General features: G+C 70.3%; 22 protein-coding genes and 1 tRNA gene. 10 read left to right on the top strand and 13 right to left on the bottom strand.

What is annotated here, in order from left to right; translation table 11 throughout:
• Positions 1-139 precede the first annotated feature (139 nt).
• The 4 genes from OG386_RS41825 to OG386_RS41810 all read right to left on the bottom strand — a co-directional run bounded on the left by OG386_RS41825 (position 140) and on the right by OG386_RS41810 (position 5,064).
• Positions 140-1,267, bottom strand: a complete 1,128-nt coding sequence (locus OG386_RS41825) for a PP2C family protein-serine/threonine phosphatase (RefSeq protein ID WP_328792544.1) — start codon at positions 1,265-1,267, stop codon at positions 140-142.
• A 259-nt stretch (positions 1,268-1,526) separates the two neighbouring features.
• On the bottom strand, positions 1,527-2,192 hold the full coding sequence (locus OG386_RS41820; RefSeq protein WP_328792543.1) for a CE1759 family FMN reductase: 666 nt from the start codon (positions 2,190-2,192) through the stop codon (positions 1,527-1,529).
• Positions 2,189-3,289 (bottom strand): LLM class flavin-dependent oxidoreductase, encoded by a 1,101-nt coding sequence (locus OG386_RS41815; protein WP_327380793.1) that lies wholly within the window; start codon positions 3,287-3,289, stop codon positions 2,189-2,191. The genes OG386_RS41820 and OG386_RS41815 overlap by 4 nt, the downstream gene beginning before the upstream one ends.
• A gap of 167 nt (positions 3,290-3,456) precedes the next feature.
• On the bottom strand, positions 3,457-5,064 hold the full coding sequence (locus OG386_RS41810; protein ID WP_328792542.1) for a phospholipase: 1,608 nt from the start codon (positions 5,062-5,064) through the stop codon (positions 3,457-3,459).
• Positions 5,065-5,582: 518 nt separating this feature from the next.
• Here OG386_RS41810 and OG386_RS41805 point away from each other — a divergent pair.
• Both OG386_RS41805 and OG386_RS41800 read left to right on the top strand, forming a co-directional pair.
• Positions 5,583-6,335 (top strand): dienelactone hydrolase family protein, encoded by a 753-nt coding sequence (locus tag OG386_RS41805; RefSeq protein ID WP_328792541.1) that lies wholly within the window; start codon positions 5,583-5,585, stop codon positions 6,333-6,335.
• 167 nt (positions 6,336-6,502) lie between these two features.
• The gene (locus OG386_RS41800) at positions 6,503-7,006 is read left to right on the top strand and encodes a hypothetical protein (protein WP_328792540.1); all 504 of its coding nucleotides are present in this window, start codon (positions 6,503-6,505) and stop codon (positions 7,004-7,006) included.
• Between the two features lie 111 nt (positions 7,007-7,117).
• Here the strand turns inward: OG386_RS41800 and OG386_RS41795 are convergent, their stop codons facing one another.
• Entirely contained in the window at positions 7,118-8,239 is a 1,122-nt protein-coding gene (locus OG386_RS41795; RefSeq protein WP_328792539.1) for a nucleotide disphospho-sugar-binding domain-containing protein, read from the bottom strand.
• A gap of 287 nt (positions 8,240-8,526) precedes the next feature.
• On the opposite strand from OG386_RS41795, the gene OG386_RS41790 reads away from it, so the two are divergent.
• Together OG386_RS41790 and OG386_RS41785 are read left to right on the top strand one after the other, a co-directional pair.
• Positions 8,527-8,601: transfer RNA gene (locus OG386_RS41790), tRNA-Trp, on the top strand.
• A 111-nt stretch (positions 8,602-8,712) separates the two neighbouring features.
• Positions 8,713-9,087, top strand: a complete 375-nt coding sequence (locus tag OG386_RS41785) for a hypothetical protein (RefSeq protein WP_327380797.1) — start codon at positions 8,713-8,715, stop codon at positions 9,085-9,087.
• Between the two features lie 75 nt (positions 9,088-9,162).
• On the opposite strand, the gene OG386_RS41780 is transcribed toward OG386_RS41785, so the two are convergent.
• From OG386_RS41780 to OG386_RS41770, 3 genes are all read right to left on the bottom strand, one after another.
• A complete protein-coding gene (locus OG386_RS41780; protein ID WP_328792538.1) occupies positions 9,163-9,660 on the bottom strand; it encodes a nuclear transport factor 2 family protein in 498 nt (165 codons plus the stop codon).
• A gap of 374 nt (positions 9,661-10,034) precedes the next feature.
• Positions 10,035-10,439 (bottom strand): transglycosylase SLT domain-containing protein, encoded by a 405-nt coding sequence (locus OG386_RS41775; RefSeq protein WP_405786054.1) that lies wholly within the window; start codon positions 10,437-10,439, stop codon positions 10,035-10,037.
• Positions 10,440-10,889: 450 nt separating this feature from the next.
• A complete protein-coding gene (locus tag OG386_RS41770) occupies positions 10,890-11,492 on the bottom strand; it encodes a TIGR03086 family metal-binding protein (protein WP_328792537.1) in 603 nt (200 codons plus the stop codon).
• Positions 11,493-11,657: 165 nt separating this feature from the next.
• On the opposite strand from OG386_RS41770, the gene OG386_RS41765 reads away from it, so the two are divergent.
• A complete protein-coding gene (locus OG386_RS41765; protein WP_328792536.1) occupies positions 11,658-12,062 on the top strand; it encodes a hypothetical protein in 405 nt (134 codons plus the stop codon).
• Between the two features lie 63 nt (positions 12,063-12,125).
• On the opposite strand, the gene OG386_RS41760 is transcribed toward OG386_RS41765, so the two are convergent.
• Positions 12,126-13,073 carry a quinone oxidoreductase family protein gene (locus OG386_RS41760; protein WP_328792535.1) on the bottom strand — a complete coding sequence of 316 codons (948 nt, stop codon included), beginning with the start codon at positions 13,071-13,073 and terminating at the stop codon, positions 12,126-12,128.
• A 74-nt stretch (positions 13,074-13,147) separates the two neighbouring features.
• On the opposite strand from OG386_RS41760, the gene OG386_RS41755 reads away from it, so the two are divergent.
• On the top strand, positions 13,148-13,639 hold the full coding sequence (locus tag OG386_RS41755) for a MarR family winged helix-turn-helix transcriptional regulator (RefSeq protein ID WP_328792534.1): 492 nt from the start codon (positions 13,148-13,150) through the stop codon (positions 13,637-13,639).
• 87 nt (positions 13,640-13,726) lie between these two features.
• The gene (locus OG386_RS41750) at positions 13,727-14,278 is read left to right on the top strand and encodes a GNAT family N-acetyltransferase (RefSeq protein WP_328792533.1); all 552 of its coding nucleotides are present in this window, start codon (positions 13,727-13,729) and stop codon (positions 14,276-14,278) included.
• A 148-nt stretch (positions 14,279-14,426) separates the two neighbouring features.
• On the opposite strand, the gene OG386_RS41745 is transcribed toward OG386_RS41750, so the two are convergent.
• From OG386_RS41745 to OG386_RS41730, 4 genes are all read right to left on the bottom strand, one after another.
• A complete protein-coding gene (locus OG386_RS41745; protein WP_328792532.1) occupies positions 14,427-15,278 on the bottom strand; it encodes an alpha/beta fold hydrolase in 852 nt (283 codons plus the stop codon).
• On the bottom strand, positions 15,275-15,787 hold the full coding sequence (locus OG386_RS41740) for a MarR family winged helix-turn-helix transcriptional regulator (RefSeq protein ID WP_328792531.1): 513 nt from the start codon (positions 15,785-15,787) through the stop codon (positions 15,275-15,277). The genes OG386_RS41745 and OG386_RS41740 overlap by 4 nt, the downstream gene beginning before the upstream one ends.
• 210 nt (positions 15,788-15,997) lie before the next feature.
• A complete protein-coding gene (locus tag OG386_RS41735; protein ID WP_328792530.1) occupies positions 15,998-17,152 on the bottom strand; it encodes a serine hydrolase domain-containing protein in 1,155 nt (384 codons plus the stop codon).
• Positions 17,153-17,214: 62 nt separating this feature from the next.
• Complete coding sequence (locus tag OG386_RS41730; protein WP_328792529.1) at positions 17,215-18,252, bottom strand: hypothetical protein; 1,038 nt, start codon at positions 18,250-18,252, stop codon at positions 17,215-17,217.
• Between the two features lie 265 nt (positions 18,253-18,517).
• On the opposite strand from OG386_RS41730, the gene OG386_RS41725 reads away from it, so the two are divergent.
• From OG386_RS41725 to metX, 3 genes are all read left to right on the top strand, one after another.
• Complete coding sequence (locus tag OG386_RS41725) at positions 18,518-19,246, top strand: GbsR/MarR family transcriptional regulator (protein WP_328792528.1); 729 nt, start codon at positions 18,518-18,520, stop codon at positions 19,244-19,246.
• A 707-nt stretch (positions 19,247-19,953) separates the two neighbouring features.
• Positions 19,954-21,315: a bifunctional o-acetylhomoserine/o-acetylserine sulfhydrylase gene (locus tag OG386_RS41720; protein WP_328792527.1), complete on the top strand. Its 1,362-nt coding sequence runs from the start codon at positions 19,954-19,956 to the stop codon at positions 21,313-21,315.
• The gene (gene metX, locus OG386_RS41715) at positions 21,312-22,499 is read left to right on the top strand and encodes a homoserine O-acetyltransferase MetX (RefSeq protein ID WP_328793542.1); all 1,188 of its coding nucleotides are present in this window, start codon (positions 21,312-21,314) and stop codon (positions 22,497-22,499) included. Before OG386_RS41720 ends, metX begins: the two co-directional genes overlap by 4 nt.
• The last annotated feature ends 1 nt before the right edge of the window (position 22,500 follow it).

The raw sequence follows: 22,500 nt of genomic DNA, 5'->3' as shown, positions 1-22,500 counted from the left end.
GCGGGGCGTGACGTTCTGGTGCCCGGGTCGTTGAACGGGTAGGTCAGCGAAGTGCACGAAGGCCCCGGGTCGTTGTCGGGGCCTTCGTGGTGTTCGGCCGTCGCGTGCCCGCAACAGGGCGCGGGGCGAGCGGGGTGGGTCAGGTGCGGCTGTGCGGGGCGATCGCGAGCATCGCGACGTCGTCGTGGAGGTTGCGGGTGTGGCGGGGCAGGTCGGTGTTGAGGAAGTCGACGACGTCGGCGGGTCCGGGTGCCGGCCGGCCTTCGAAGCGGTGGCGCAGCCGCTCCACCAGGGGGTAGAAGGCGCCGCCGGTGTCACGGGCCTCCACCAGGCCGTCCGTGACCAGCAGCAGTACGTCGCCCCGGGTGAAGCGGTGGGTGCGCGCCACCGGCCCGTCGGCTGCGGCCAGCTGGCCCAGGCCGAGCGGCAGGGCTGGCGAGCCGCCCAGTGTGCGTACCTCGCCGCGGGAGATGAGCACCGGCTCCACGTGCCCGTGGTTGGCGACCGTCACCCGGTGGGCCAGGCTGTCGTACTCGATGAGCACGGCGGTCGCGAACAGTTCGGCGTCCCGGATCTCCTCGGCCTCGCGGACCAGGCCCCGCTCCAGGCGGGCGGCGACGGCCGGCAGGTCGTGTGCCTCGTACGCGGCCTCGCGGAAGCTACCGAGGAGCGCGGCGACCGTGCGGACCGCCGGGAGTCCTTTGCCGCGGACGTCGCCGATGATGGCGCGCTCCCCCGCCCGGGTGGCGCGGATGTCGAAGAGGTCGCCGCCCACCATGGTCCCGGCCTCGCTCGGCCGGTACAGGCAGGCTGCGAGTACGTTCCCGACCTGGTGCGGTACCGGGCGCAGGAGGGCCCGCATCAGGGCCTCGGCGACGGAGTTGGCGTGGACGAGGTGGCGTTCTTGGTTGCGGCGGTGCGCGGCGAGTGCGGTCGCGAGGATGCCGACGACGGCGGTGGCGATGTCGGCGGTGACGTGGTGGGTCTCGCCGAGGTCGTGGGAGATGGCGGTGAGGAAGCCTTCCAGGAGGATCGCGAGGGCGGTGAACGCGGCCACGGCGACGGGGCCGAAGGCGTATGCGGCGATGGCGGGCAGGGCGATCAGGAAGAAGCTCACCGCCCACTCCTGCTGCTGGGCGGCTTCCAGGAGGAGGACGAAGGCGAGGTAGGCGAACGGCAGCCACCGCATCCATGCCGGCGGTGCGGCCGGCCGGAAGCCGTCATCGGTAGCAGCCGTGAGGGGCGTGTCCGGGCGGGTGCCCCTCACCGCCCGCCTCCGGGGGCGGTACGGAGGGCCGCGCACCCACGGAACCTGTGCACACGGGCCTCCTGAATGAGCGTGATCGACTGTCACAGCGTGAGGAGGAAGTCGGGTCGAACCGTCGATTACGCCGACCGCGGCATGTTGCCCGCACGCGGCGGGGCCCCGCCGCGTGCGGGCCCCGCCACCGGTCCGGGGTCCGCCGCCGGCCCGGGCAGGCGTTGCCCCTCACGATGACGCCGGTCGCCCCTCGCGGGGTCTGGGCCTACTCGGTGCGCAACGCGGCCAGGCGTTGTTCGAAGGGCACCGTCTTGAAGCCGTGCGCCGGATCCGCAGAGGTGATCGCCCCGGTCAGTGAACGGGGTGCGATCGCGGCAGCAGTATCGGTATCGAGGGCGGTGTCGGAGGCGGCGTCGGGGGTGGTGGGGCGCATGGAGCGGGCCAGTTCCGTGCCCGCGCGGGTGATCCGCCGTGCGAGGCCCTGTTCGCCCCAGTCCTGCGAGGCCGCGTACACGGCGGTGGGCAGGACCAGTGCGCGCAGGTGGGTGAAGAGCGGGCGCATGGCGTGTTCGGTGACCAGGCTGTGCCGGGCGGTGCCGCCGGTCGCGCCGAGGAGGACGGGTGTGCCGGTGAGGGCGTCCTTGTCGATGAGGTCGAAGAACGACTTGAACAGGCCGCTGTAGGAGGCCGCGAAGACCGGGGTGACGGCGATCAGGCCGTCCGCGGCCGCCACCGCGTCGAGGGCGGCGGCCAGTCGGGCGGGCGGGAAGCCGGTGACGAGGTGTTGGGCGATCTGTGTCGCCAGTTCCCGCAGTTCGATGACCTCGGGTTCGGCGTCCAGGTGGCCCAGTGTCGCGGCCGTGAGCCGGTCGGCGAGCAGGCGCGTGGAGGAGGGCGAGCTCAGTCCTGCCGATACGACGACGAGTTTCATGCCTGCATCTCCTGCTTCGAGCTCTGCCGGGCGGCTGCCACGCGGGCCGGGTGGGTCGGGGCGTCCGGCACGCCCGCCGGGCGCAGGTTCGCGAACTCCTTGCGCAGGACGGGTACGACCTCTTCGCCGAGGAGGTCGAGCTGTTCCAGGACGGTCTTCAGGGGCAGGCCCGCGTGGTCCATCAGGAACAGCTGGCGCTGGTAGTCGCCGGCGTAGTCGCGGAAGGACAGGGTGCGTTCGATGACCTGCTGGGGCGAGCCGACGGTCAGCGGGGTCTGGGAGGTGAACTCCTCCAGGGACGGACCGTGGCCGTACACGGGCGCGTTGTCGAAGTAGGGGCGGAACTCGCGTACCGCGTCCTGGGAGTTCTTGCGCATGAAGACCTGGCCGCCGAGTCCGACGATGGCCTGCTCGGGGGTGCCGTGGCCGTAGTGGGCGTAGCGCTCCCGGTAGAGGTTGATCATCTGCTCGGTGTGGGAGGCGGGCCAGAAGATGTTGTTGTGGAAGAAGCCGTCGCCGTAGTAGGCGGCTTGTTCGGCTATCTCCGGGGAGCGGATGGAGCCGTGCCAGACGAAGGGCGCGACGCCGTCCAGCGGGCGGGGGGTGGAGGTGAAGGACTGGAGCGGGGTGCGGAACTTGCCCTTCCAGGTGACGGTGTCCTCGTCCCACAGGCGGCGCAGCAGGGCGTAGTTCTCGATGGCGAGGTCGATGCCGTCGCGGATGTCCTTGCCGAACCAGGGGTAGACCGGTCCGGTGTTGCCGCGGCCCATCATGAGGTCGACGCGGCCGTCCGCGACGTGCTGGAGCATCGCGAAGTCCTCGGCGATCTTCACCGGGTCGTTGGTGGTGATCAGTGTCGTCGAGGTGGACAGGATCAGGTTCTCGGTGCGTGCGGCGATGTAGCCGAGCATCGTGGTCGGCGAGGAGGGGACGAACGGCGGGTTGTGGTGCTCACCGGTGGCGAAGACGTCGAGGCCGACTTCCTCGGCTTTCTGTGCGATGGCGAGCATCGCCTTGATGCGCTCGTGCTCGCCCGGCACGCGTCCGGTCGTCGGGTCGGCCGTGACGTCACCGACGGTGAAGATCCCGAACTGCATGGCTTCCCATCCCCTTCCAAGATTGTTGACTGTTCAACCATACCTGGGAACGGAGGGTGCGCCCGCGATATTCCCGGGCGGCGGACACGAAGCCGCCCCCGCCGCGCCCGGCGGTACGAGCCGGGTGCGGCGGGGGCGGAGAGTCGGGCCCTGCGGGCCGGAGGGTGTCAGCCCTGGCAGAGGCCGCGGGCGTAGTCGTACGTCGCGGTGGCCTGCGAGTAGCGCCACTGCGGGTCCAGCAGGTCGCTCTTGACCTGTCCGGCCGCAGCCGGGCTCTCAACGACGTACCCGAAGTCCTGGAGCCATGACGGGTACAGGTTCTTGGAGCCGATGTAGAACGCCGATCCGTCGACCGAGACCAGCTTGTGGTGCTGGGCGTAGGGCTTGCCGTCCGCCCAGGTCGGCCGGTCGGACGCGCGGAAGGTGGCCAGCTGGAGGTTCTCGCACATCGCCGTCCGCGCCCGGCCGCCGTCACCGGTCAGGGCCGCCACGCGGCCGCGCAGGGCGTCACTCACCTCGGAGAGCGACTTGATCTGCGAGTAGCCTCCGCTACCGATCGTGCCGCGGTTGGCCGGGTCGCTGACGACGATGCGGACCTTCACGCCGGAGACGAGCTTGGCGGCGAGGGCGTCGTAGAGGCGCACGTCGTAGCGGGGCAGCGGCGGGCAGGTGGAGTGCACGTCCTGCTGGGAGATCTCGATGTGCGAGGTCGCACTGGAGACCAGGGAGCGCAGGGCGCTCTCCTCCGGATTGACGGTGTCGTAGTCGCGGTCCGCGTTGGTGTTGTCGTGCACCCCGATCCCGCACTTGGTGTCGCCGGCCGTGGGCAGGACCGGGCGGAAGGAGGAGGTGGGGTCGCTCTGGCGGATGCCCACGCCGAGGCCGCCGACGGCGAGCGCGGGCACGTCCCCGCCGCCCGCCGGGGCGGCGGGCCTGGGCAGGGAGGGCATGCAGTCCGCGCCGGGCGAGGCGGCGAACCAGACCGAGGCCCAGTTGCTCTTGTTGCGGCAGGTCCAGTCCCACAGGGAGTCCAGGTAGCGGCCCGCGGACCCGGCGGCGGGCCCGGTCAGTGCGAGGTCGACGTCGGCGACCGGGTGCGAGGTCTCCAGGTAGTCGTCCTTCCAGCTGTTGATGCCACCGGTGATCACCGAGGTGCCGTCCACGACGACCAGCTTGGAGTGGTTCCAGGAGAACGCGGTCTTCGAGGTGGTCATCGAGGCCACGTTGAGGGTGATGGCGCCCGCGGCCGTCGGGCCCAGCTTCGCGAGGAGCTCGTCGCGGTAGGACGAGGGGATCACCGTGGAGTGGTAGATCGGCGCGGCGCCCACCATGACGCGCACCTTCAGCCGGTTGCCCTTCTGGGCGGCTTCCTTCAGGCCCGCGACGATCGCGTCCTGGTAGCCGCCGTTGGGGAAGGGCGCCAGCGTCGATATGTCCACCGTTTCCCGGGCGCCGGCAATGTCCTGGCGCATCTTCTCCAGGAGCCGGCGCGAACCGGGCCGCTCCGCGCACGTGGCGTCGCCCCAGCAGCCGGGGGTCTGGAGCAGCCAGTCGGCGCCGCCGGGGGCGGAGGAGCCGAGCCGGTTGCCGGCAGTACGCTCCCACACCGAGCCCTCCAGACCCGGCGAAACCTGACGCAAGGTCTGCTCGATGGAGTCCAGGTGCGGGGTGGGGGCATCGGCGGCGGACGCGGGGGCGGCGGCGCCGAGAAGGGAAAGGCCGAGGGCGAGGGCCGTGGTGGGGACGAGGGCCGTCGTACGGACGGTGCGTGCCAATGTGGTTCCTTGACTGAGGTGGGGGTGGCTCCGGCCGGGAGCATGGTCGACCACACCCCGACCTTGATCAACTCGCGTAAGTTACCAGTACGTAGCCCCTTGTTCACCCACCCCGGGCGAGTTCCAGCCACACGGAGCCGGGGCGCGCGCCGCGCGGAGCCGGGATACCCCGCGCGGAGCCGGGCTGCCCGCCGCGCAGAGCCGGGGTTGCTCGCCACGTAGTGGCCGGGGGCACCCGCCGCGTGGAGCGGGGGCGTCGACCGGGTTCAGGAACGGGGGTGTTGGCCTAGATCGTCCTCGCGAACGGATCCGTCCGATGGTTAGAGTGGGCAGTGATGACTCCCGGGACGGCATTGCGCCACACACGGATCGGTGACCCGGTGCTCCGCTGAGCGCCGTACGGGCCGGTGTGGGCCCCCGGTTCGAGCGAGGAGGCCGCGCCGCTGCGCGGGCTCCGCCTCCGTCGTGTTGACCACAGGTTCGACGCATCGACCACCTCGATCACGACTGGAGAACTCATGCCCATCACGACCCTGTCGATCCCCACCCCAGACGGCCTGGCCGACGCTTTCGCCGCCTTCCCCGACCACGGCGAACGGCAACGGCACCCGGGGGTACTGATGTACCCGGACGGCTTCGGCATCCGGCCCGTGCTGCGGGAGATGGCCCTCGAACTCGCCGGGCACGGGTACTACGTACTCGTCCCCAACCTCTTCTACCGGCACGGCCCGACACCGGTGATCGACCTTCCCGAGCACATCGGGGAAGAGGCCCGGCCCGCGGTCTTCGCCCAGCTGATGCCCCTGATCGAGGCCCACACCACCGAACGTGTCCTGCGCGACGCCGACGCCTACCTCACGTTCCTCACCAGTCGGCCCGGAGTCGACGCCGGCCCGGTTGCAGTGACCGGCTACTGCATCGGCGGACTCCTAGCGATGCACACCGCCGCGGCCCACCCCGGCCAGGTAGCCGCCGTCGCCGCGTTCCACAGCCCCGTGGGCGCCGACGGGCCCGACAACCTGCGCCGCCTCCTCTCCACGCTGACCGCCCAGGTCCACCTCGGCCACGCCGCATCCGACATCACGCCCGAGGACCTCGGCACGCTCGACCGGGCCCTGAAGGCCGCCGGCCTCGACTACACCTGCGAGATCTACCCCGACACCATCCACGGCTTCACCATGTCCGACACCGACGCCTTCAACCCCGCCGCACTACAACACCACTGGAACCGCCTGCTCCCCCTCCTCAACCACACCCTCACCAACAACTGAGCCGAACACCCCGACCCCAAGCCGGACTTCAGTCCCGGCTGCGGCTCGGGGACCCGGCCCCGGCTAGGGCTCCGGCCTGGGCTGGGGCTGCGGACCCGGCCGCGACCGCGGGCTGTGGCCTGCGGCTCACTGCGCGGGTTGTCCGACCCGGCTCGTACCTTGTGTGTATGACCACCGCTGAGCTGGAAACCGTCGTGCAAGAAGCGCTTGCCCGTTACCTACCGATCATCGACGAGATGATCACCGAGCCCTTCCCGGCGACGGACTTCGAGGACGCCACCGGCTACGGGAGCCCGACCCACGTCGTCCGGGTGCTACGCACGAGCCAGGACTTCTGGGACGACGAATACCACGAGGCCTTGCAGCGGGCCGACGCGGAGATGAGCGCCGCGCTCGATGCCCTCGCCGCGGCCCTCACCGTGCGCTGGGGTGATCCACTCGTCGTCGACCTGTGGTCGTACCTGACGGCCGGCTACGAGGGGAGGAGGGCCCCGGAGCTGATCGAGCGCCTCTCCCAGAGCGCCGGCAGCCTGCAGGCGTGGCCCGTCCCGGACGCCGGCCGCTGGATCGGCCTCACCGTCGGGCAACACGACACGGAACTCCCCCTCGAACTCACGGCCGTGGTCAGCCACACCCCACTGCCCGCCGCGAGCGCGGCCGACACCTACTGAACCCCGAGCCACACCCGGAGCCCGGCGCCCGCGGCGGGCCCCGGGCTCCGAGCGGCGGCCGGGCCCGGGCGGCGGCCAAGCGAGCCCCGCAGGGCCAACCGCCCGGGCTTCTCATGAGGCGGCCAGAGCCTCCAACGCGGGAACCATTTCGGCCGGAGTCGCCAGAGCCGCATTCTCCGCCCGGAGGCGAGCCGCCGCCTCACGCAGCCCCGGATCGCCGATGAGGCGGGTCAGCAGCGAGGCATCGACGTCCTCGGAGGCACAGCGCAGGGCGGCCCCGGTGGCGGTGAGCGCGTCGGCGTTGGTGAAGTGGTCGGCGCCCTGGGGAAGCAGGAGCTGGGGCGTACCGGCCTGCAGAGCGGTCAGCAGCGTGCCCGAGCCGCCGTGATGGATCAACGCGTCGCAGTTGGTCAGCAGCTCGGCGAGCGGGACCCAGGGCAGCGGGCGGACATTGTCCGGGAGGGTACCGAGCGCTCCGAGGTCGGCGTCACCGACCGCCAGCAGAAACTCGGCGTCCACCGACGCGGCAGCCTCGATCAGACGAACGATGGCGCGGACACCGTCCAACTCCGTGAGCACAGTACCTAGGGTGATGGCGATGCGCGGACGGCTACCGCGCCGGAGCAACTCGGCGGGAACGGAGCCGCCACCGTTGTAGGGAAGGTAGCGCACGCGCAGGCCACCCGGGTCACCGCCCAGCGAAGCGGGAACGACGTTCAGCGCAGTGGGCACGGCAGGACCGGCCACCCCGTACGTCCCATACGCCTCAGTAAAGTTGGCGGCAAGCCGGGCGACCATGTCAAGGCCTGACGTGACACCAAAGTTGTGGACCACCGAGGGAATCTTGAGTTTAGCCGCGACCAACGGAGCCGAAGCCTGAAAAGAATCGAAAACCAGCAGGTCAGGACGCCAACTATCGGCAACCTCCAACAAACCATCCACAGTCGAGCGGGAAGCGAGCGCAAAGCCGTGAGCCGCCCGGTCAAGAATCTGATCCGTGGTCATGTCCGGTGCGACGTAGCGCACTTCTTCGCCCGTGGACTGCTCAAAGACGTCGCGGATGCTGCGGCCGTCACCGATCTCAACTATCGGAAAGCCACTCTCGCGAAGCTGATCGAGCGGCCGCGAGCCCGCGAACAACACCTCATGGCCAGCAGCACGTAAGGCCTGCGCGGTCGGGATCATCGGGAAGAGATGGCCGGCTGCAGCCGGTCCAGTAAACAGTACGCGCACGATTTCTCCTTGCCGTCGCTCTGCCAGTCGAACCAGGTCGCGCGGAACGCGACTCAGTTCCCTCCGGTCAACCGACGAAAACCCACGCGGTGTTCCCCCCACAGAATCGATAACCGGACATTCTCGGGTGCGGCTGTCCAGAAGAACTCGATACACCCCCGGGCCGCGCCCATACCGGAGGGTGCCAGGAGGTGTACCGACCTGACGTCGCACACCACCAGCCACCCAGCACCACCAGCTACCCAACCCGGCTACCGAGCAGCACCGGCTACGATCCCGAAACGGGCGGAGCCGTAGCGCAGAGGTCGACGCGCGTGGTCTCCAACACCGCGAGGACACCGGTTCGACTCCGGTCGGCTCCGCCCACCCCAAAGCCAGCAACCCATCCGGCTCCCGGCAGCAAGAGCCACACGAACGACCCGAACCGGCGAGTACCAACCCCCCGCACATCCCCTCCCTGCCAGGATGGGCCCGTGACCACATCTCGCGCACGGACGGACTCGTGGTGCCGCAGCAACGGCTCCTACCTCTCCCTCTGGTCGAAGGACTCGGTACTGTCCATCGGCTCGGTGGGCTCAGTGCTGTCCATCGGCTCGGTAGGTTCGGTGCTATCCATCGGCTCCGTGGGCAGCGCTCTCTCCGCCGCCTCCATCGGCTCCTCCCTGTCCGCGCTCAGCGCCGCTTCCTGGCTCAGCACGGGCTCACTGCTGTCCGCACAGTCCCGCTGGTCAGTACTGTCCTGGCGGTCACGCAACGGCTTCATGGCAGCCGGCATCACCGCCGCGACCGCCGCCGGACTCGCCGCCGCCGGACTCGCGCTGCACCTCGGTCAACGCCGCGCCCACTGAGGGACGCACCGCAGAACCGGCCAACCGGCATTCCGGGAAGCCGGCCCACGAACGCCTCCGCTACGGACGCTGGTGTCAGCTGGTGGGCGGGGTCCAGTCGGCGGGCAGGCCGGACTGGGCAAGGACGGTGGCCAGACTGTAGTGATCCTGGTCAACAGCGATCCGGCAATGGTTCTTGTCCAGGTCGAGCCGGGTAGTCATCGGCACGGCAAAGGGCTTGGGCGCACCCTTGAGATGACCGGAATAAACGGCCCGGACCGTGACGCGGTCGCCGTCCAGACGAGTCGTGCGGATGGTGACATGCACGTTCTCGATGAGGGTGTCGGCACGGGCCTTCCACCCAGAGATCTCCTTGCGCCCACGGAAGGAGACACCAACGGCTTCGTCGGTGTAGGTGCCATCGGCAGTGAACAGGGCACCAAGAGCCTGGGGGTCAGTACCGTTCCAAGCACGAGCCCAAGCAGCCACGATCCCCGACGTACGCCGACCGCTGTCCTGCCCGCTGGCAGGAGCAGCAACGGCGGCGGTGGCGGCGGTGGCGGCGGTGGCGCAGAGGGTAGCGGTGGCGGTCAACACGGTGAGAGTACGCAGAGCGCGAGACGTCATGGCGAATGCTCCAGGGAAGTCAGATCCAGTGGTATCAGCCGCCGGTACAAGCGCGGCCTCCATGGAGCACAGACTCACGTCGAGCAGTGTCCACTCTCCATGCCCTACCGGGTCAGAAACTGTCCAGCACTGCCCACTCCCGTCCACCCGGGGCCGATGCCGGGACCGGGCCCTGCCATCACCCCTCACTCACGATCGCCCTCGTCCTCCTCTCCCGTCGCCGTGCCGGTACGGGTGGGAGCCGTTTCCCCTGACGACGTGCTGGTGGCCGCGGACGCGAGAACACCCGGCCGGGAAGTCCGGGCCGGGCGTTCTCGTCGGTTTGGTCGTCCGCTGGTGGCTTAGTACCAGTGGTTGGCGGACCAGAAGTTCCAGGCGCCGACCGGGCTGCCGTAGCGGTCGTTCATGTAGTCCAGGCCCCACTTGATCTGGGTGGCCGGGTTCGTCTTCCAGTCCGCACCCGCGGAGGCCATCTTCGAGGCCGGCAGGGCCTGGGCCAGGCCGTACGCGCCGGAAGAGGCGTTGGTCGCGGTGTAGTCCCAGCCACTCTCGTGGGAGATGATCTTGTCGAACGCGGCGAACTGGGCCGGGTCCTTGATCATCTGCTGCGCGATCGCCTTGGCACTCATCGGGGCCGCCTGAGCGGGAACCGTGGCCAGCATGGAACCGGCGACGCCCAGGGCGACGACGGTGCCCGCGAGGGCCTTCTTCGAGACGGCGATGCGGCGGATGATGGCGTTGGACACGGATGTACCTTCCACAGGGAACAAGGGCGGTCGCAGGCATGTCGAAGACATGCGTGAGCCACTCACGCGGTGGAGAGGGGTTCGTCGGCGGCGGGTGAAGCACCCGTGCCGCCTGGCGACTCATCCAGTTCTACAGACGGCCCGACCCCCTGGCAACGACCCCTCTTACTAACGTCCCTCGCAGTCAGCGACCACCAGCGGCACAACGGTCCCGGAAGAATCCGCACAGGTGGGGGCCCATATCAAGGGTCGACAAGGAGCCCTTCGGGGCTACTATCCCGGTTCGTTTGTGACGTGGGCCCTATGGGGCGGGTCACCCCCGAAGCACTCGGATCTCACCGACCGTGATCGACCGTGCCCCCTTCGAGACAGCCGGCCGGATACCGAAACCGCCCCACGACAAGAGGAAGACCGCGCGGAATCCGTGCCGGCCGCGCCGGGCGCTCTGCGTCACGAGGACGACGGCGGCGTCCAGGCCGGATCGCGCCCGCTCAGGCCGACGGCCCGGTCCAGTAGCGGGGCGTCGTCCGGTACGGGCACGACGGCCCCGAAGGCTCCCCCGCCACGGCCCTCCTCCTGCGCGGCCGCCAGCAGGAAAGCGTGCGAGGCGCGCAGCGCGGCCCGATCGGGTACGTACTGCTGGCCGGTGGCCCGGGCCAGGTCCCACCCGTGCACCACCAGCTCGTCAGCGGCCACCGCCCCCGCAATAGCGCCGGGCAGGTCCACACCACCCGCGCGGGTCATGCCGGTCCAGGCGGCCGGGTCCTGCCAGGCCTCCGCCAGTTCGCCAAGGACCCTGGGCAGGTCCTCGCGCCAGCGGGCCGGCAGAAGGAGCGCGGCCCCACCGGGAGGCGTGTCGGTCGTGGCACCGAGGTCCTTACGAGCGGCGTCACGGAAAGCGACGCAGAGGCCCACGAGGTGACCCAACAGGTCACCGACCGTGTACTTGGGGCACGGCGTCCGATCGGCGAGTCGGGCGTCGGGGACGGCGGCCGCAAGACGGGCCACGATCCGGGCCTGCGGTCCGAGGTCGAGGGTCGTCGTGCCGGTCATCTGCCACTCCTCCCGGACGGTGGATCTGCAGGGTAGACCGACGGATCCGCTCCTACGCGTTGCGACGCGTACGAGCGGATCCACACCGGGCTGACCAGTGAGCCCGTCGAGTCGGCGCGCCCCGCTCGACGGACCCACCCCCACGACGGAGGATGAGGGACTGTGATGACAGTCCTGGTAGTCGGCGTAGCGGAAGGCACGGAGCTGGAACTGCTCCGGTCGCGGATCCAGCGCAACCCCCACTTCCGAGTCATCTCCTACGCCCACACACCCGACATCGCGCTCGCGCACGCCCGGGTACTGCTCCCCGACATCACCGTGCTGACGCTGTCCGGTGGCTTCCTTGACGACCCGGCCGCACTCGGCGTGTTCCAGGGAGTACGCGCCCTTGACCCGCCGAGCGGTGTGGTGCTCCGCACGAGAGCGGAAGCAGCCCCCGGCGACCTCGACGTCGCCTGCGCCGACGGGGCCGTCCACCTCGTCCGCGCAGGCGACGAGGAGGGGCTGATGCGGGCCCTACGCACCATCGGGCTACGCCGCGCGACCTGCGACCCGGACGAAATGCCCTGAGCCGTACTCCCCTGCACGGAGGGGGCGGGGGCGGGGCCGACGGCTACGGCTACCGGCGCGGCGTCAGGCGATGCGCAGCACGCTCTTGCCGTGGGTGGCGCCCTCGGCGAGGCGCTGTACGGCGGTGGCCAGGTCCGCCAGGCCGTATTCGGCGGTGACGTCGACGCGTACCGACCCGTCCGCCACGAGAGCGAGCGCACGGCGGGCACTGTCGGCGAGGCGCTCGGGGTGGGTGCTGCCGAGCAGGTTGCTGTTGTACGTCAGGAGCGACCTGCCGTTCATGAGCAGATCACCCGTGTCGGCCGGGACGGATTCGAAGGTGGCGAGGTTGCCGAACACCGCGAGTCGACCATGGGCCGTCAACTGCCCCAGAGCAGCGCGGCGGGTAGCACCGCCGACCGGGTCGAGGATCACGTCGAAGCGTTCGCCGTCGAGCCCGGCCGGGAAGTCCTTGCGCAGGACGATGTGGTCGTATCCGAACCGGGTGGCGTACTCGGCCCTGGCGGGACTACCGGCGACACCGACGATCCGGCCGGCTCCGGCCAGCCGGGCGAACTGGGCGGCGAGCGTGCCGACCGAGCCGGCCGCGGCATGGATCAACACGCTCTCGCCCGGCCGGACCCGTGCGGTGGTGTTGATCAGGTCGTAGGCAGTCGGTGCGCCCCAGCCGAGCCCCGCGGCCGATCGCAGCGGCAGATCACCGACGTCCAGGCTGAGCACGGCAGGCGCCACGACCACCTCGGCATAGGCACCCGCCGTGGTCAGCGCTGTGACGGGCACTCCGACACGGCCCGGGTCGACGCCCTCGCCGACCGCGATGATGTGCCCGGACGCCTCGAAGCCGGGAACGAAGGGCCGCGGCACCGGGAAGTGGCCGTCGCGAACCATGATGTCCCCCCACTGGATCCCGGCGTAGGCGACCTTGATCGCCACCTGGCCGGGGCCGGGCGTGGGCTCGTCGAGTTCAGCGACGCGGTAGCGATCCTCGGCATCGAGGAGAACAGCCTTCATAGTCACAACCCCTTGTGCTGACTCAGTATCCTTACAGTCGAGACAGTAGGTATATAAGGTTCCTGAGTCAACCCATGAACCTGTTAATGGAATGGGAGTGCGTGATGGAGACCCCGGTCGACGAGTCCCTCTGCACCCGGATCAGGCGGTCCGAACAGGCGCTGATGGCGCACCACGAGGCGGTGCTGCGCACCTACGGGCTGACCATGACGCAGTACACCGTGCTGCTGGCCCTCTCGCGTGAAGGCGGCATGTCCGGCGCCCAACTGGCCCGCTCCTGCGGGGTGACCCAGCAGAGCATGAGCAGCGTGCTGACCAACATGGAAGGCAAGGGACTCATTCGCCGCGAAAGCTCCCCCGTGCACGCCAAGGTACAGATCGCGACCCTGAGCACCGAGGGCCAGGCGCTCCTCGACGGCGCCTACCGGGAAGTGGCCGTCCTCGAAGAGGCACTCACCGACGCGTTCACACCCTCCGAACACGCCACGCTCTGCACACTCCTGGAACGGGCCACCGCCGTCCTCATCAGGCAAACCCGCAACACGACGACCCCGCCCGCCCCCTGAACCACCGCCCTGTAGCTCGCGGCTGACGCTCGTTCCCCCTTTCTTTTTCGATCGCCCGCGGCTCGGTGGCCACGTTAGGTTGACGCCATGCCTGAACTACGTACCGAACGCCTCGTCCTTCGCGGATGGCAAGACAGCGACCTCGCCCCATGGGCGGCGATGAATGCCGATCCCGAAGTCCGTGAACACTTTCCGGATGTACTCACCCGTGAGCAGAGCGAAAGGTCCGCGGCCCGCTTCCAAGCCGACCTCGACGCGCGAGGCTGGGGCTGGTGGGCGGTGGAGGTCGCAGCGACGGGCGAGTTCATCGGCTTCACCGGGCTCGATCCGGTCGACGAAGACATGCCTTTCGCGGGGATCGAGGTGGGCTGGCGCCTGGCCCGCACGGCGTGGGGGCACGGATACGCAACCGAAGCTGCCCTCGCAGCCCTGGATTTCGGCTTTAACTCCCTCGCACTGCCGGAGATCCTGGCCATAACCACGGCCACCAACCTCCGCTCCCAGGCAGTCATGCAACGCCTGGGCATGACCCATGACCCCGCCGAGGACCACGACGACATGAGCGTCCCCGCCGGCCCGCTGCGCCCGAACGTCGTATACCGGATCTCAGCAGGAGAACAGCGACCCGCCGAGCGGTAGGCCAGCCCGGGCACGCCAGACGATCAACCCCCGTGATGCCCGCCCCTGCCACGCCGATCACGCACAGAGCCCGGGTAACACGGACACCGCGAGGGGAACCGCACTCTCTCCCGCTACGGCGCGCACGGCCGCCCCGCCCCGGACGTGGTCAGCCGGGGCCGATCACGGGCGCGAGGAAGGACTCGACCGCGAGGTTGAAGGGTTCCGTGCTCTCGAGGTTGACCATGTGGGCGGCCGAAGCGAAGCGTTGGCGGCGGGCGCCCGGAACGGCCCGGGCAATGGCCCGGGCGTTGGAGGAAATGTCGCTGCTGTCGAGTTCTCCGTCGAGGACCAAAGTGGGCACGGCGACGGTGGCCAGCCGGTCCGCCGCCCCGACCTCCCTGGGTACGCCCGCCCCGAGGCCGTCGGCGTGCCGCACGACGTTCGCGGACGCCGACGCGCGCATCCGCTCGCGCAGGCCGTGGTCGACCTGGGAAGGCTGACGGAACGGCCCGTCCACCCACATCCGGAGAAAGTGCTCCACGAACCGTTGCGCACCGCCTTCCCGGTCGCCCACCGCGGCCATCTGCTGTGCGGTGTGGTGCGCGACGTACGGGTCGGTGAACGGCCGGCCGCTCACCCCGGGCGAGGCGAGAACCAGTGCCGACACGCTTTCCGGATGAGCCATCGTCGTATCGAGGGCGGTCCGGGCCCCGAGGGAAAGTCCTATGAGCGTGGCGCAAGGAACATCGAGGTGGGTGAGCAGGGCCTGCACGTCGTCGTGGTTGGCGTAGTCCTGAGTGACCGTGGAGGAACGTCCGTGGCCGCGGGCGTCATAGCGGATGACGTGGTATCCCCGGCCCGCGAGCCACGAGAACTGCTCGTCCCACATGTTCAGGTCGAGCATGCCGCCGTGCAGAAGTACGACGGCGGGTCCTTCGCCGGCCGACTCGTAGAAGAGTTGGCCCGCCTCGACGGGTACGGTGCCGGCCGTGACCGGGTGAATCCGCGCGTGCGTCATGGTGTGTCGGCTCCTCGGTCCGTCGGGTGCGGTGGGGCGTCTTGCGCGAGCTCTTTGAATTCCTCGCCGAGGCGGCGGAGCACTTTCAGGGCCGTCTTGACGTCGTCTGCGGAAAGATCGACCAGGCGGCGCCGCAGTTCGGCTTCCTCGGCTTCCTGGATGCTGCTGATGGTGGCTTCCCCCTTCGGGGTGAGCCGGATCAGGTGCGAACGCCGGTGCTCCGGGTTCGGGGCGCTCTCGGCCAGCCCCAGGGCCGTCGCGTCGTTCACCAGGCGCTGGACCGGCTGCCGGTCCAGGCCCAGCAGACGGGCCAGTTGGGGGACGGTCCGAGGGCCGCCCCTGCGCAATTCGTCGATCACCGCGTGCTGACCGGCCGTCATGCCCGTTCCGATGAGCTCCCGCTCCACGGCACGCACGACCGTGCGGTGGAGCGGCCACAGGCTGCGGATGACTTCGTACAGCAGGAACCCGACCGGGGGCTCGCCATTCGTACGCTCAACGCCACTCATGATGTCATCATGACACCTTTGATGTCGCCATGGCCAGGGGTTCGAAGCAGCAAAGCCCGAACGCGTCCACTCGTACGCGACGGGGCGTACGCGCGACGCGGTCCGGGCCGGACGCGTACCGTCCTGTACGCGTCCGGCCCATGGAAGGGAAGGGCAAGGGCAGGGCCTGCGGAGCCTCCGCCGTACGGGAGCTCCCGGCCGTCGGCGCCGTCAGCTGCCGCCGGCCGCCCCGAACTCGGTGGTGAGGACCTCACCGAAGACGCCCAGGCCGCTCCAGTCTCCGTTGACCTGGCTGGCGAGCAGGTGCTTGCCGTCACGGGAGCCCATGGCGCAGGTCCACGAGCCGTACGTCGCACCCGCGTTGCCCCAGACCGTGACGCCCGACGGCAGCGCCCAGGAGAACACGCCCAGGCCGTACCGGGTGCCGGGGATCCACGGGACGGGTCCCGTGGTGTCGATGGTGGTGAACATCTCCTGCTGCTGTTCGGCCGGCAGCAGGTGGCCTTGGAGCAGCGCGCCGAAGAAGCGCTGGAGGTCGCCGGTGGTCGAGATGACGCCGCCGGCCGCCCAGGCGAAGGACTGGTTCATCTCGGTCGCGTCGTGGACCTCGGGCCGGGCGTCGGAGGCGAAGAGGGTGGAGTAGTGCCGGGGGTGCGGCCCTCGGATGTCCGGTTCCGTGCCCGGCAGGTAGGTCCCGGTGAGCCCCAGCGGGTGGACGATCCGCCGGGTGAGCGCCTCGGCGAGCGTCCCGCCGGTGACCTTCTCGACGATCAGGGCGGCCAGGAAGTAGTTGGTGTTGGAGTACAGGAAGGCCTCCCCCGGAGCGAAGGACGGTGGGGTGGCCAGACCGATCCTGATCAACTGCTCGGGGGCGTAGGTGTCGTAGCGGTGCTGGAACCACGCCGCACCGATGCCCTTCGTGAAGAACTGGGCGTCGTTGCCGTAGTTGAAGATGCCGCTGGTGTGGTTGAGCAGCTGCCGGATGGTGATCGCACGGCCGTCGTAGCCGTTGCCCGCCACCATCCCGGGCAGCCACCGCTCCATCGTGTCGTCGAGGCCCAGCCTGCCCTCGGCCGCCAGCTGTAGGACCAGCGCGGCCGTGAACGCCTTCGTCGTGCTCCCGATCCGGAACCGCTCGGACGGCCGGCGCTCCTCCCCGGTCCCGGTGTCGGAGACGCCTGCCGAGCCGAACCACGTACCGTGGCCGTCCCGTACGTCGACGACGACGCCGGGAGCGCCGCCCGGGGCTGCGGCGCGGTCCAGGACCTGCTGCAGTACGGCACGGTCAGGAGTGGCCGTGATGGCCGCTGCCGGGACCGCCGGCGTGCCCTCTGCGGTCGCCTCGGTGGAGAAGTGACTGGTCATGTCGGTCTTCCTTTCGGGATTTCGGGCTCGGTGGGTCGGTGGGTCGGATCAGGAAAGTGGTGTCAGCTCGCCAGTCGGGCGGGCTCAGGAATCCCGGCCGGTTGCGCCGTGATGCACTCGGCCCTGGCGTGGTCGGCTGTGGTGCGCTCGGCTGCGGCGCGCTTGGCGGCCACGATCGCTCGCGCCGTGGTCCCCACCGTGAGCAGCAGTACCGCGGCGAGGGCGAGGAGGGTCGCGGCGTCCGGATGGATCAGGGACTGTCCGCGCCACGCCTGCCAGGTCACCACCGCGACCAGCCCCGTGTAGCCGAGGGCGGCACTGCCGACCAGGCGGGCCCGTACCTTCTCGTCGCGCAGCCAGACGCGCTCGGCGGCGAGGGCGGCCAGTACCGCGGCGATCAGGAGGAGCACCTGGATGCCGTGCAGCGCGAAGAAGTGCGGAACCCTGAAGTCGCCGCCGCTCACGCTCCAGTTGGTGAGGGGCATGCCGTGGCCGTCGGGGTCGCCGATGCCGTGGCCCTGGTACATCTGCACGGGGTGACCGTTGGCGTCGGTCACCGTCCGGGAGTGGATCTCGGTGACCATCCAGAAGACCGGTACGACCATGCCGAAGGTGGCGAGCGCGAGACCGGAGCGGATGGCGCGGTTCAGTGCTGCCCCGCCCGTGCGCTGGATCAGGACGACGACCGCGAGGACCAACTGCGCGATGACGATGACCATCACGCCGAAGGTGAGGAGGGGGACCAGGGCCAGGGTGATCGGGTCGCTCTGGCCTGCGTTGAAGTGACTGAAGGTGCCTCGCGCCGCCTGGGCGGTGATGGCGCCCACCTCCACGGTGGCGGCCACCGCGAAGACGGTGCCCAGCCAGCGTCCCAGCCGCCGGCCTCTGGTCAGCTTGGTCAGCAGCCATGCCAGCGTGCCCGCGTAGAGACCGAAGGCGAAGCCGAACTTGAGCGGCTTGACCCACACCGACTCGTCCAGCAGCGTCCTCCCGTCGACGATGGTTCCCACGCCGGAAACGAGCACCAGGCCGAACATGAGCGCGGTGCAGACCACCAGCGGCCGGTGCCAGCCGCGCACGGGCGTGAGCAAGGACGTCATGAGGGGCTCCGATCAGGGCGACGAGCAGCCCTCGTCCGGGCCGGCTCGATTCACATCGCTTGTTCGCGAATGACTAAAAGCTAAATTGCTTTCACTCTTTCGTCAATCAAAAGAATGGCCCTGTTGGCATTCGTGCAGGTCAAGACGCAGAACTCTTGCAATGACAATGAAGTCGAATGCAAATGCGACGAGAGGAGACTTGCAATGACCTGACTGTAAAAGCAATACTGGCCGCACACGCGGACCCGACACGGAGGCAATGCCGATGCCCGGAGGCAGACTGACCCACCACGAGCGACAGGCGATCGCCGAAGGGTTGGGGGAAGGGCTCAGCTACACCGACATCGCCGGGCGCCTGGGCAGGCCCATCTCCACCGTCACCCGGGAGGTGGCCCGCAACGGCGGCCCCTCCGCCTATCGGGCCGACGCGGCCCATCGCGCCACCACGGGGCGCGCCCGCCGCCGCAAGCAGCCCACGGCCCCGGCCGCCGCCCCGACCGCGATCGCCACGCACGGACGCGACCCGGAGGCCGTCCTCGAACTGGAGGAACAGTTCACGGCGATGATGGTCGGTACCGGTCTCCCCCGGATGACCGCCCGAGTGCTGACGTGCCTGTACGTCACCGATGGAGGCAGCCTGACCGCCACTGAGCTCGCCCAGCGCCTCCAGGTCAGCCCGGCGTCCGTCTCCAAGGCCGTCGGCGAACTCGAACAGCAGGAACTCATCAGGCGCGAACGCGACACCGGTCGGCGACGCGACCGGTACGTGATCGACGCCGACGCCTGGTTCCGCGGCTGGATGGCCAGCGCCCGTCAGAACGCCATGCTGGCCGACTTCGCCCTGCGCGGCGCCCAGGTCCTCGGTGCCACGACGCCCGCCGGCACCCGGATGCAAGACATAGGCCACTTCTTCGAGCACGTCGGCCGGACCATGATCGAGGCGGCCGAGCAATGGCGGCAGGCCGATGCCGCGAGGCGAAACCCGTCCGACTGAGACGCCGGAGGACCCCTTCGGTCCGCCGAGCGTCCCCCGACGGTATTGCGCCACCCTGCCTGCCGTGCCCGGTCACGGACGCGACCGCACGCTTCTAGTTCGACACATGCGGCCATCCGTCATAGGGCATGACGCGCAGGGGAGTTGCAGAGATCAGGAAGTGTCGACGGGTGGCGCTCGTCCCGTGCCGGGGCCGGGTGGCCATCTCACCGGTTTGACTGAAACACCTGGTGCATCCCACCCCGCCTGTGGTTATCTGGGGCCATGACCGTACTCGTGACCCGTCGCCACGTCGACTACGTGCGTGTCACGACCACGGGTTGTCCCGTCACCAGCTGACGCGGCGCCGCGCGGCATCGACCCGCGGCTTCCACCTCGCACCCCGCGTACCCGCCGTAGGCAGTCACGCCCTCGCTCGTGGCCATTGCGGCGGTTGCGGCCACGGCTGCCGGACGGGAACCGTTCGGTACCGGAGCGCGACTCCACGGTGAACTCCCCCGCGCGCCGCCCGCGCCGTCTCCCCCTGCCCGCGCCCATCCCCAGGGCACCGGCCTCCCTCACGCGTACCAGTGGCCACGTACCAGTGGCCGGTCAGCGGTTGCCTGCTCACGGCCAACGGTTGCCGATTGCCGGTTGCCGGTTGCCGGTTGCCGGTTGCCGGTTGCCGGTTGCCGTCCCACTGTTCACCCTCACCTCCGAGGAGACCCATGACCCAGCCCATCGACGCCGTCACCGCAGGTCACACCCCCGAGAGCGAGCACTCCGGAGCCGGGACGCCGGCCTGGTCGTTCGAGACCAAGCAGCTCCACGCCGGCACCGCCCCCGACCCGGCCACCGGCGCCCGCGCGGTCCCGATCTACCAGACCACCTCGTTCGTCTTCCGTGACACCCAGCACGCCGCCGACCTCTTCTCCCTGGCCGAACCAGGCAACATCTACACGCGCATCCACAACCCCACCCAGGACGCCCTCGAACAGCGCGTCGCAGCCCTCGAAGGCGGTGTCGCCGCCGTCGCCCTCGCCTCGGGACAGGCCGCGGAGACCCTCGCGCTCCTGAACGTCGCCTCGGCCGGCGATCACATCGTCTCCAGCGCCTCCCTCTACGGCGGCACGTACAACCTGTTCCGGCACACCCTGCCGAAGTTCGGCATCGAGGTGTCCTTCGTCGAGGACCCCGACGACCTCGACGCGTGGCGGGCCGCCGTACGGCCGAACACCAAGGCACTGTTCGCGGAGACCCTCGGCAACCCGCGCGGCAACGTCCTCGACGTCCGCGGCGTGGCCGACGTCGCGCACGCGGCGGGCCTGCCGCTCATCGTCGACAACACCGTGCCCACCCCGTACCTGCTGCGCCCCATCGAGCACGGGGCGGACGTCGTCGTCCACTCGGCCACCAAGTTCCTCGGCGGACACGGCACCACCATCGGCGGTGTGGTGGTCGACGCGGGCACCTTCGACTTCGGCGCGCACCCCGAGCGCTTCCCCGACTTCACCGAACCCGATCCCAGCTACCACGGCCTGCGCTACTGGCCCGCACTCGGAGCGGGCGCGTACGCCGTCAAGCTGCGCGTGCAGCTGCTGCGCGACCTCGGCCCCGCCATCGCACCGCACTCGGCGTTCCTGCTGCTCCAGGGCGTGGAGACGCTGAGCTTGCGGCTGGAGCGGCACTCGGCGAACGCCCGGGCCCTGGCGGAGTGGCTCGAACAGCGCGACGAGGTGTCCGCGGTCCACTACGCCGGCCTGCCGTCGAGCCGCTGGTACGAAGCGGGGCGCCGCTACCTGCCGCGCGGCGCCGGCGCCGTGCTCTCGTTCGAGCTGCGGGGCGGCGTGGAGGCGGGCCGGCGGTTCGTGGACGGGCTGGAACTGTTCAGCCACCTCGCGAACATCGGCGACGTCCGAAGCCTCGTCATCCACCCGGCCTCCACCACCCACAGCCAGCTCGACGAGGCGCAGCTGGCCGCCACCGGCACCACCCCGGGTCTGGTGCGCCTGTCGGTCGGCATCGAGAACCCGGCCGACCTGAAGGCCGACCTGGAAGCCGGGTTCCGCGCCGCGAAGGAAGCGTCCTGAGCACCGTCCCCGCGGCCCCGACCACCACGGTCCCCCCTCCCGCCACCGGTGCGTGGCGGGAGGGGGACCCGCCCGGCCGCCGCCGGTGGCACCGGCGCTCACGGCCGCTGGAGTTGGAGGGGGGCGGGGTGCTCCCGGGGGTGCGGCTGGCGTACGAGACCTGGGGGCGGCTCGCGATCGACCGTTCCAACGCCGTGCTCGTGCTGCACGCGCTGACCGGCGACAGCCATGTCGCGGGCGCCGCCGGCGCCGGTCACCCGACCGCGGGCTGGTGGGACGCGCTGGTCGGCCCGGGCCGGGCACTGGACACGGACCGGTGGTTCGTGGTGGCGCCGAACGTCCTGGGCGGCTGCCAGGGAAGTACCGGGCCCGCCTCCCCGGGCCCCGGCGGTCGGTCCTGGGGCGGTTCCTTCCCGCGGCTGACCCAGCGCGATCAAGTGCGCGCCGAGACCGGGCTCGCCGACGCGCTCGGCATCGAACGCTGGGCGCTGGTCACCGGGGGTTCCATGGGCGGGATGCGGGCGCTGGAGTGGGCGGTCGGTGAACCCTCGCGCGTGGCCGCGCTGTTGCTGCTCGCCTGCCCCGCGGCGGCGAGCGCGGACCAGATCGCCTGGGCCACCGCGCAGGTCCACGCGATCCGCGCCGACCCCCTCTGGCGGGGCGGCGACTACCACGACGCCGGAGCCGGACGGGGGCCCCACACGGGACTGGGCATCGCCCGCCGCATCGCGCACATCACCTACCGGTCGGCCGGGGAACTCCAGGCCCGCTTCGGACACCTCCCCCAGGACGGGGAGCAGCCTCAGCTCGGCGGCCGGTACCGCGTCGAGTCCTACCTCGACCACCAGGCCGCCAAGCTCGTCCGCCGGTTCGACGCGGCCAGCTACGTCGCCCTGGCCGAGGCCATGAACACCCACGACATCGGGCGGGGCCGCGGCGGCATCCGCACGGCCCTCGGCCGGGTCACGGCCAGGACGCTGGTCGCCGGTGTGGACTCCGACCGCCTCTACCCCCTCGCCCAGCAGGAGGAACTCGCAGCCGGCATCCCCTCCGCGGACGAGGTGCGGATCATCCGCTCCCCGTACGGGCACGACGGCTTCCTGCTGGAGTCCGAGCAGGTCGCCGCGCTGGTGCGGGAACTCATCGGCGGCGCACCGGATCCGCCCGCCCGCCGCACCGGCTGAC

The organism is Streptomyces sp. NBC_00273 (assembly GCF_036178145.1).
In the GTDB taxonomy this organism is placed as follows: Bacteria; Actinomycetota; Actinomycetes; order Streptomycetales; family Streptomycetaceae; genus Streptomyces.
The sequence above is the reverse complement of the archived record's forward strand: the minus strand, read 5'-3'. Positions and strand labels throughout refer to the sequence as shown.

What these genes read in the sequence shown, in the direction of transcription:
- OG386_RS41730 (WP_328792529.1), bottom strand. Translation starts at nt 18,252, where the DNA reads ATGACGTCCTTGCTCACGCCCGTGCGCGGCTGGCACCGGCCGCTGGTG.
- OG386_RS41755 (WP_328792534.1), top strand. Translation starts at nt 13,148, where the DNA reads ATGAACCTGTTAATGGAATGGGAGTGCGTGATGGAGACCCCGGTCGAC.
- OG386_RS41745 (WP_328792532.1), bottom strand. Translation starts at nt 15,278, where the DNA reads ATGACGCACGCGCGGATTCACCCGGTCACGGCCGGCACCGTACCCGTC.
- OG386_RS41735 (WP_328792530.1), bottom strand. Translation starts at nt 17,152, where the DNA reads ATGACCAGTCACTTCTCCACCGAGGCGACCGCAGAGGGCACGCCGGCG.
- OG386_RS41805 (WP_328792541.1), top strand. Translation starts at nt 5,583, where the DNA reads ATGCCCATCACGACCCTGTCGATCCCCACCCCAGACGGCCTGGCCGAC.
- OG386_RS41760 (WP_328792535.1), bottom strand. Translation starts at nt 13,073, where the DNA reads ATGAAGGCTGTTCTCCTCGATGCCGAGGATCGCTACCGCGTCGCTGAA.
- OG386_RS41820 (WP_328792543.1), bottom strand. Translation starts at nt 2,192, where the DNA reads ATGAAACTCGTCGTCGTATCGGCAGGACTGAGCTCGCCCTCCTCCACG.
- OG386_RS41765 (WP_328792536.1), top strand. Translation starts at nt 11,658, where the DNA reads ATGACAGTCCTGGTAGTCGGCGTAGCGGAAGGCACGGAGCTGGAACTG.
- OG386_RS41815 (WP_327380793.1), bottom strand. Translation starts at nt 3,289, where the DNA reads ATGCAGTTCGGGATCTTCACCGTCGGTGACGTCACGGCCGACCCGACG.
- OG386_RS41800 (WP_328792540.1), top strand. Translation starts at nt 6,503, where the DNA reads ATGACCACCGCTGAGCTGGAAACCGTCGTGCAAGAAGCGCTTGCCCGT.
- OG386_RS41720 (WP_328792527.1), top strand. Translation starts at nt 19,954, where the DNA reads ATGACCCAGCCCATCGACGCCGTCACCGCAGGTCACACCCCCGAGAGC.
- OG386_RS41750 (WP_328792533.1), top strand. Translation starts at nt 13,727, where the DNA reads ATGCCTGAACTACGTACCGAACGCCTCGTCCTTCGCGGATGGCAAGAC.
- OG386_RS41740 (WP_328792531.1), bottom strand. Translation starts at nt 15,787, where the DNA reads ATGAGTGGCGTTGAGCGTACGAATGGCGAGCCCCCGGTCGGGTTCCTG.
- OG386_RS41770 (WP_328792537.1), bottom strand. Translation starts at nt 11,492, where the DNA reads ATGACCGGCACGACGACCCTCGACCTCGGACCGCAGGCCCGGATCGTG.
- OG386_RS41725 (WP_328792528.1), top strand. Translation starts at nt 18,518, where the DNA reads ATGCCCGGAGGCAGACTGACCCACCACGAGCGACAGGCGATCGCCGAA.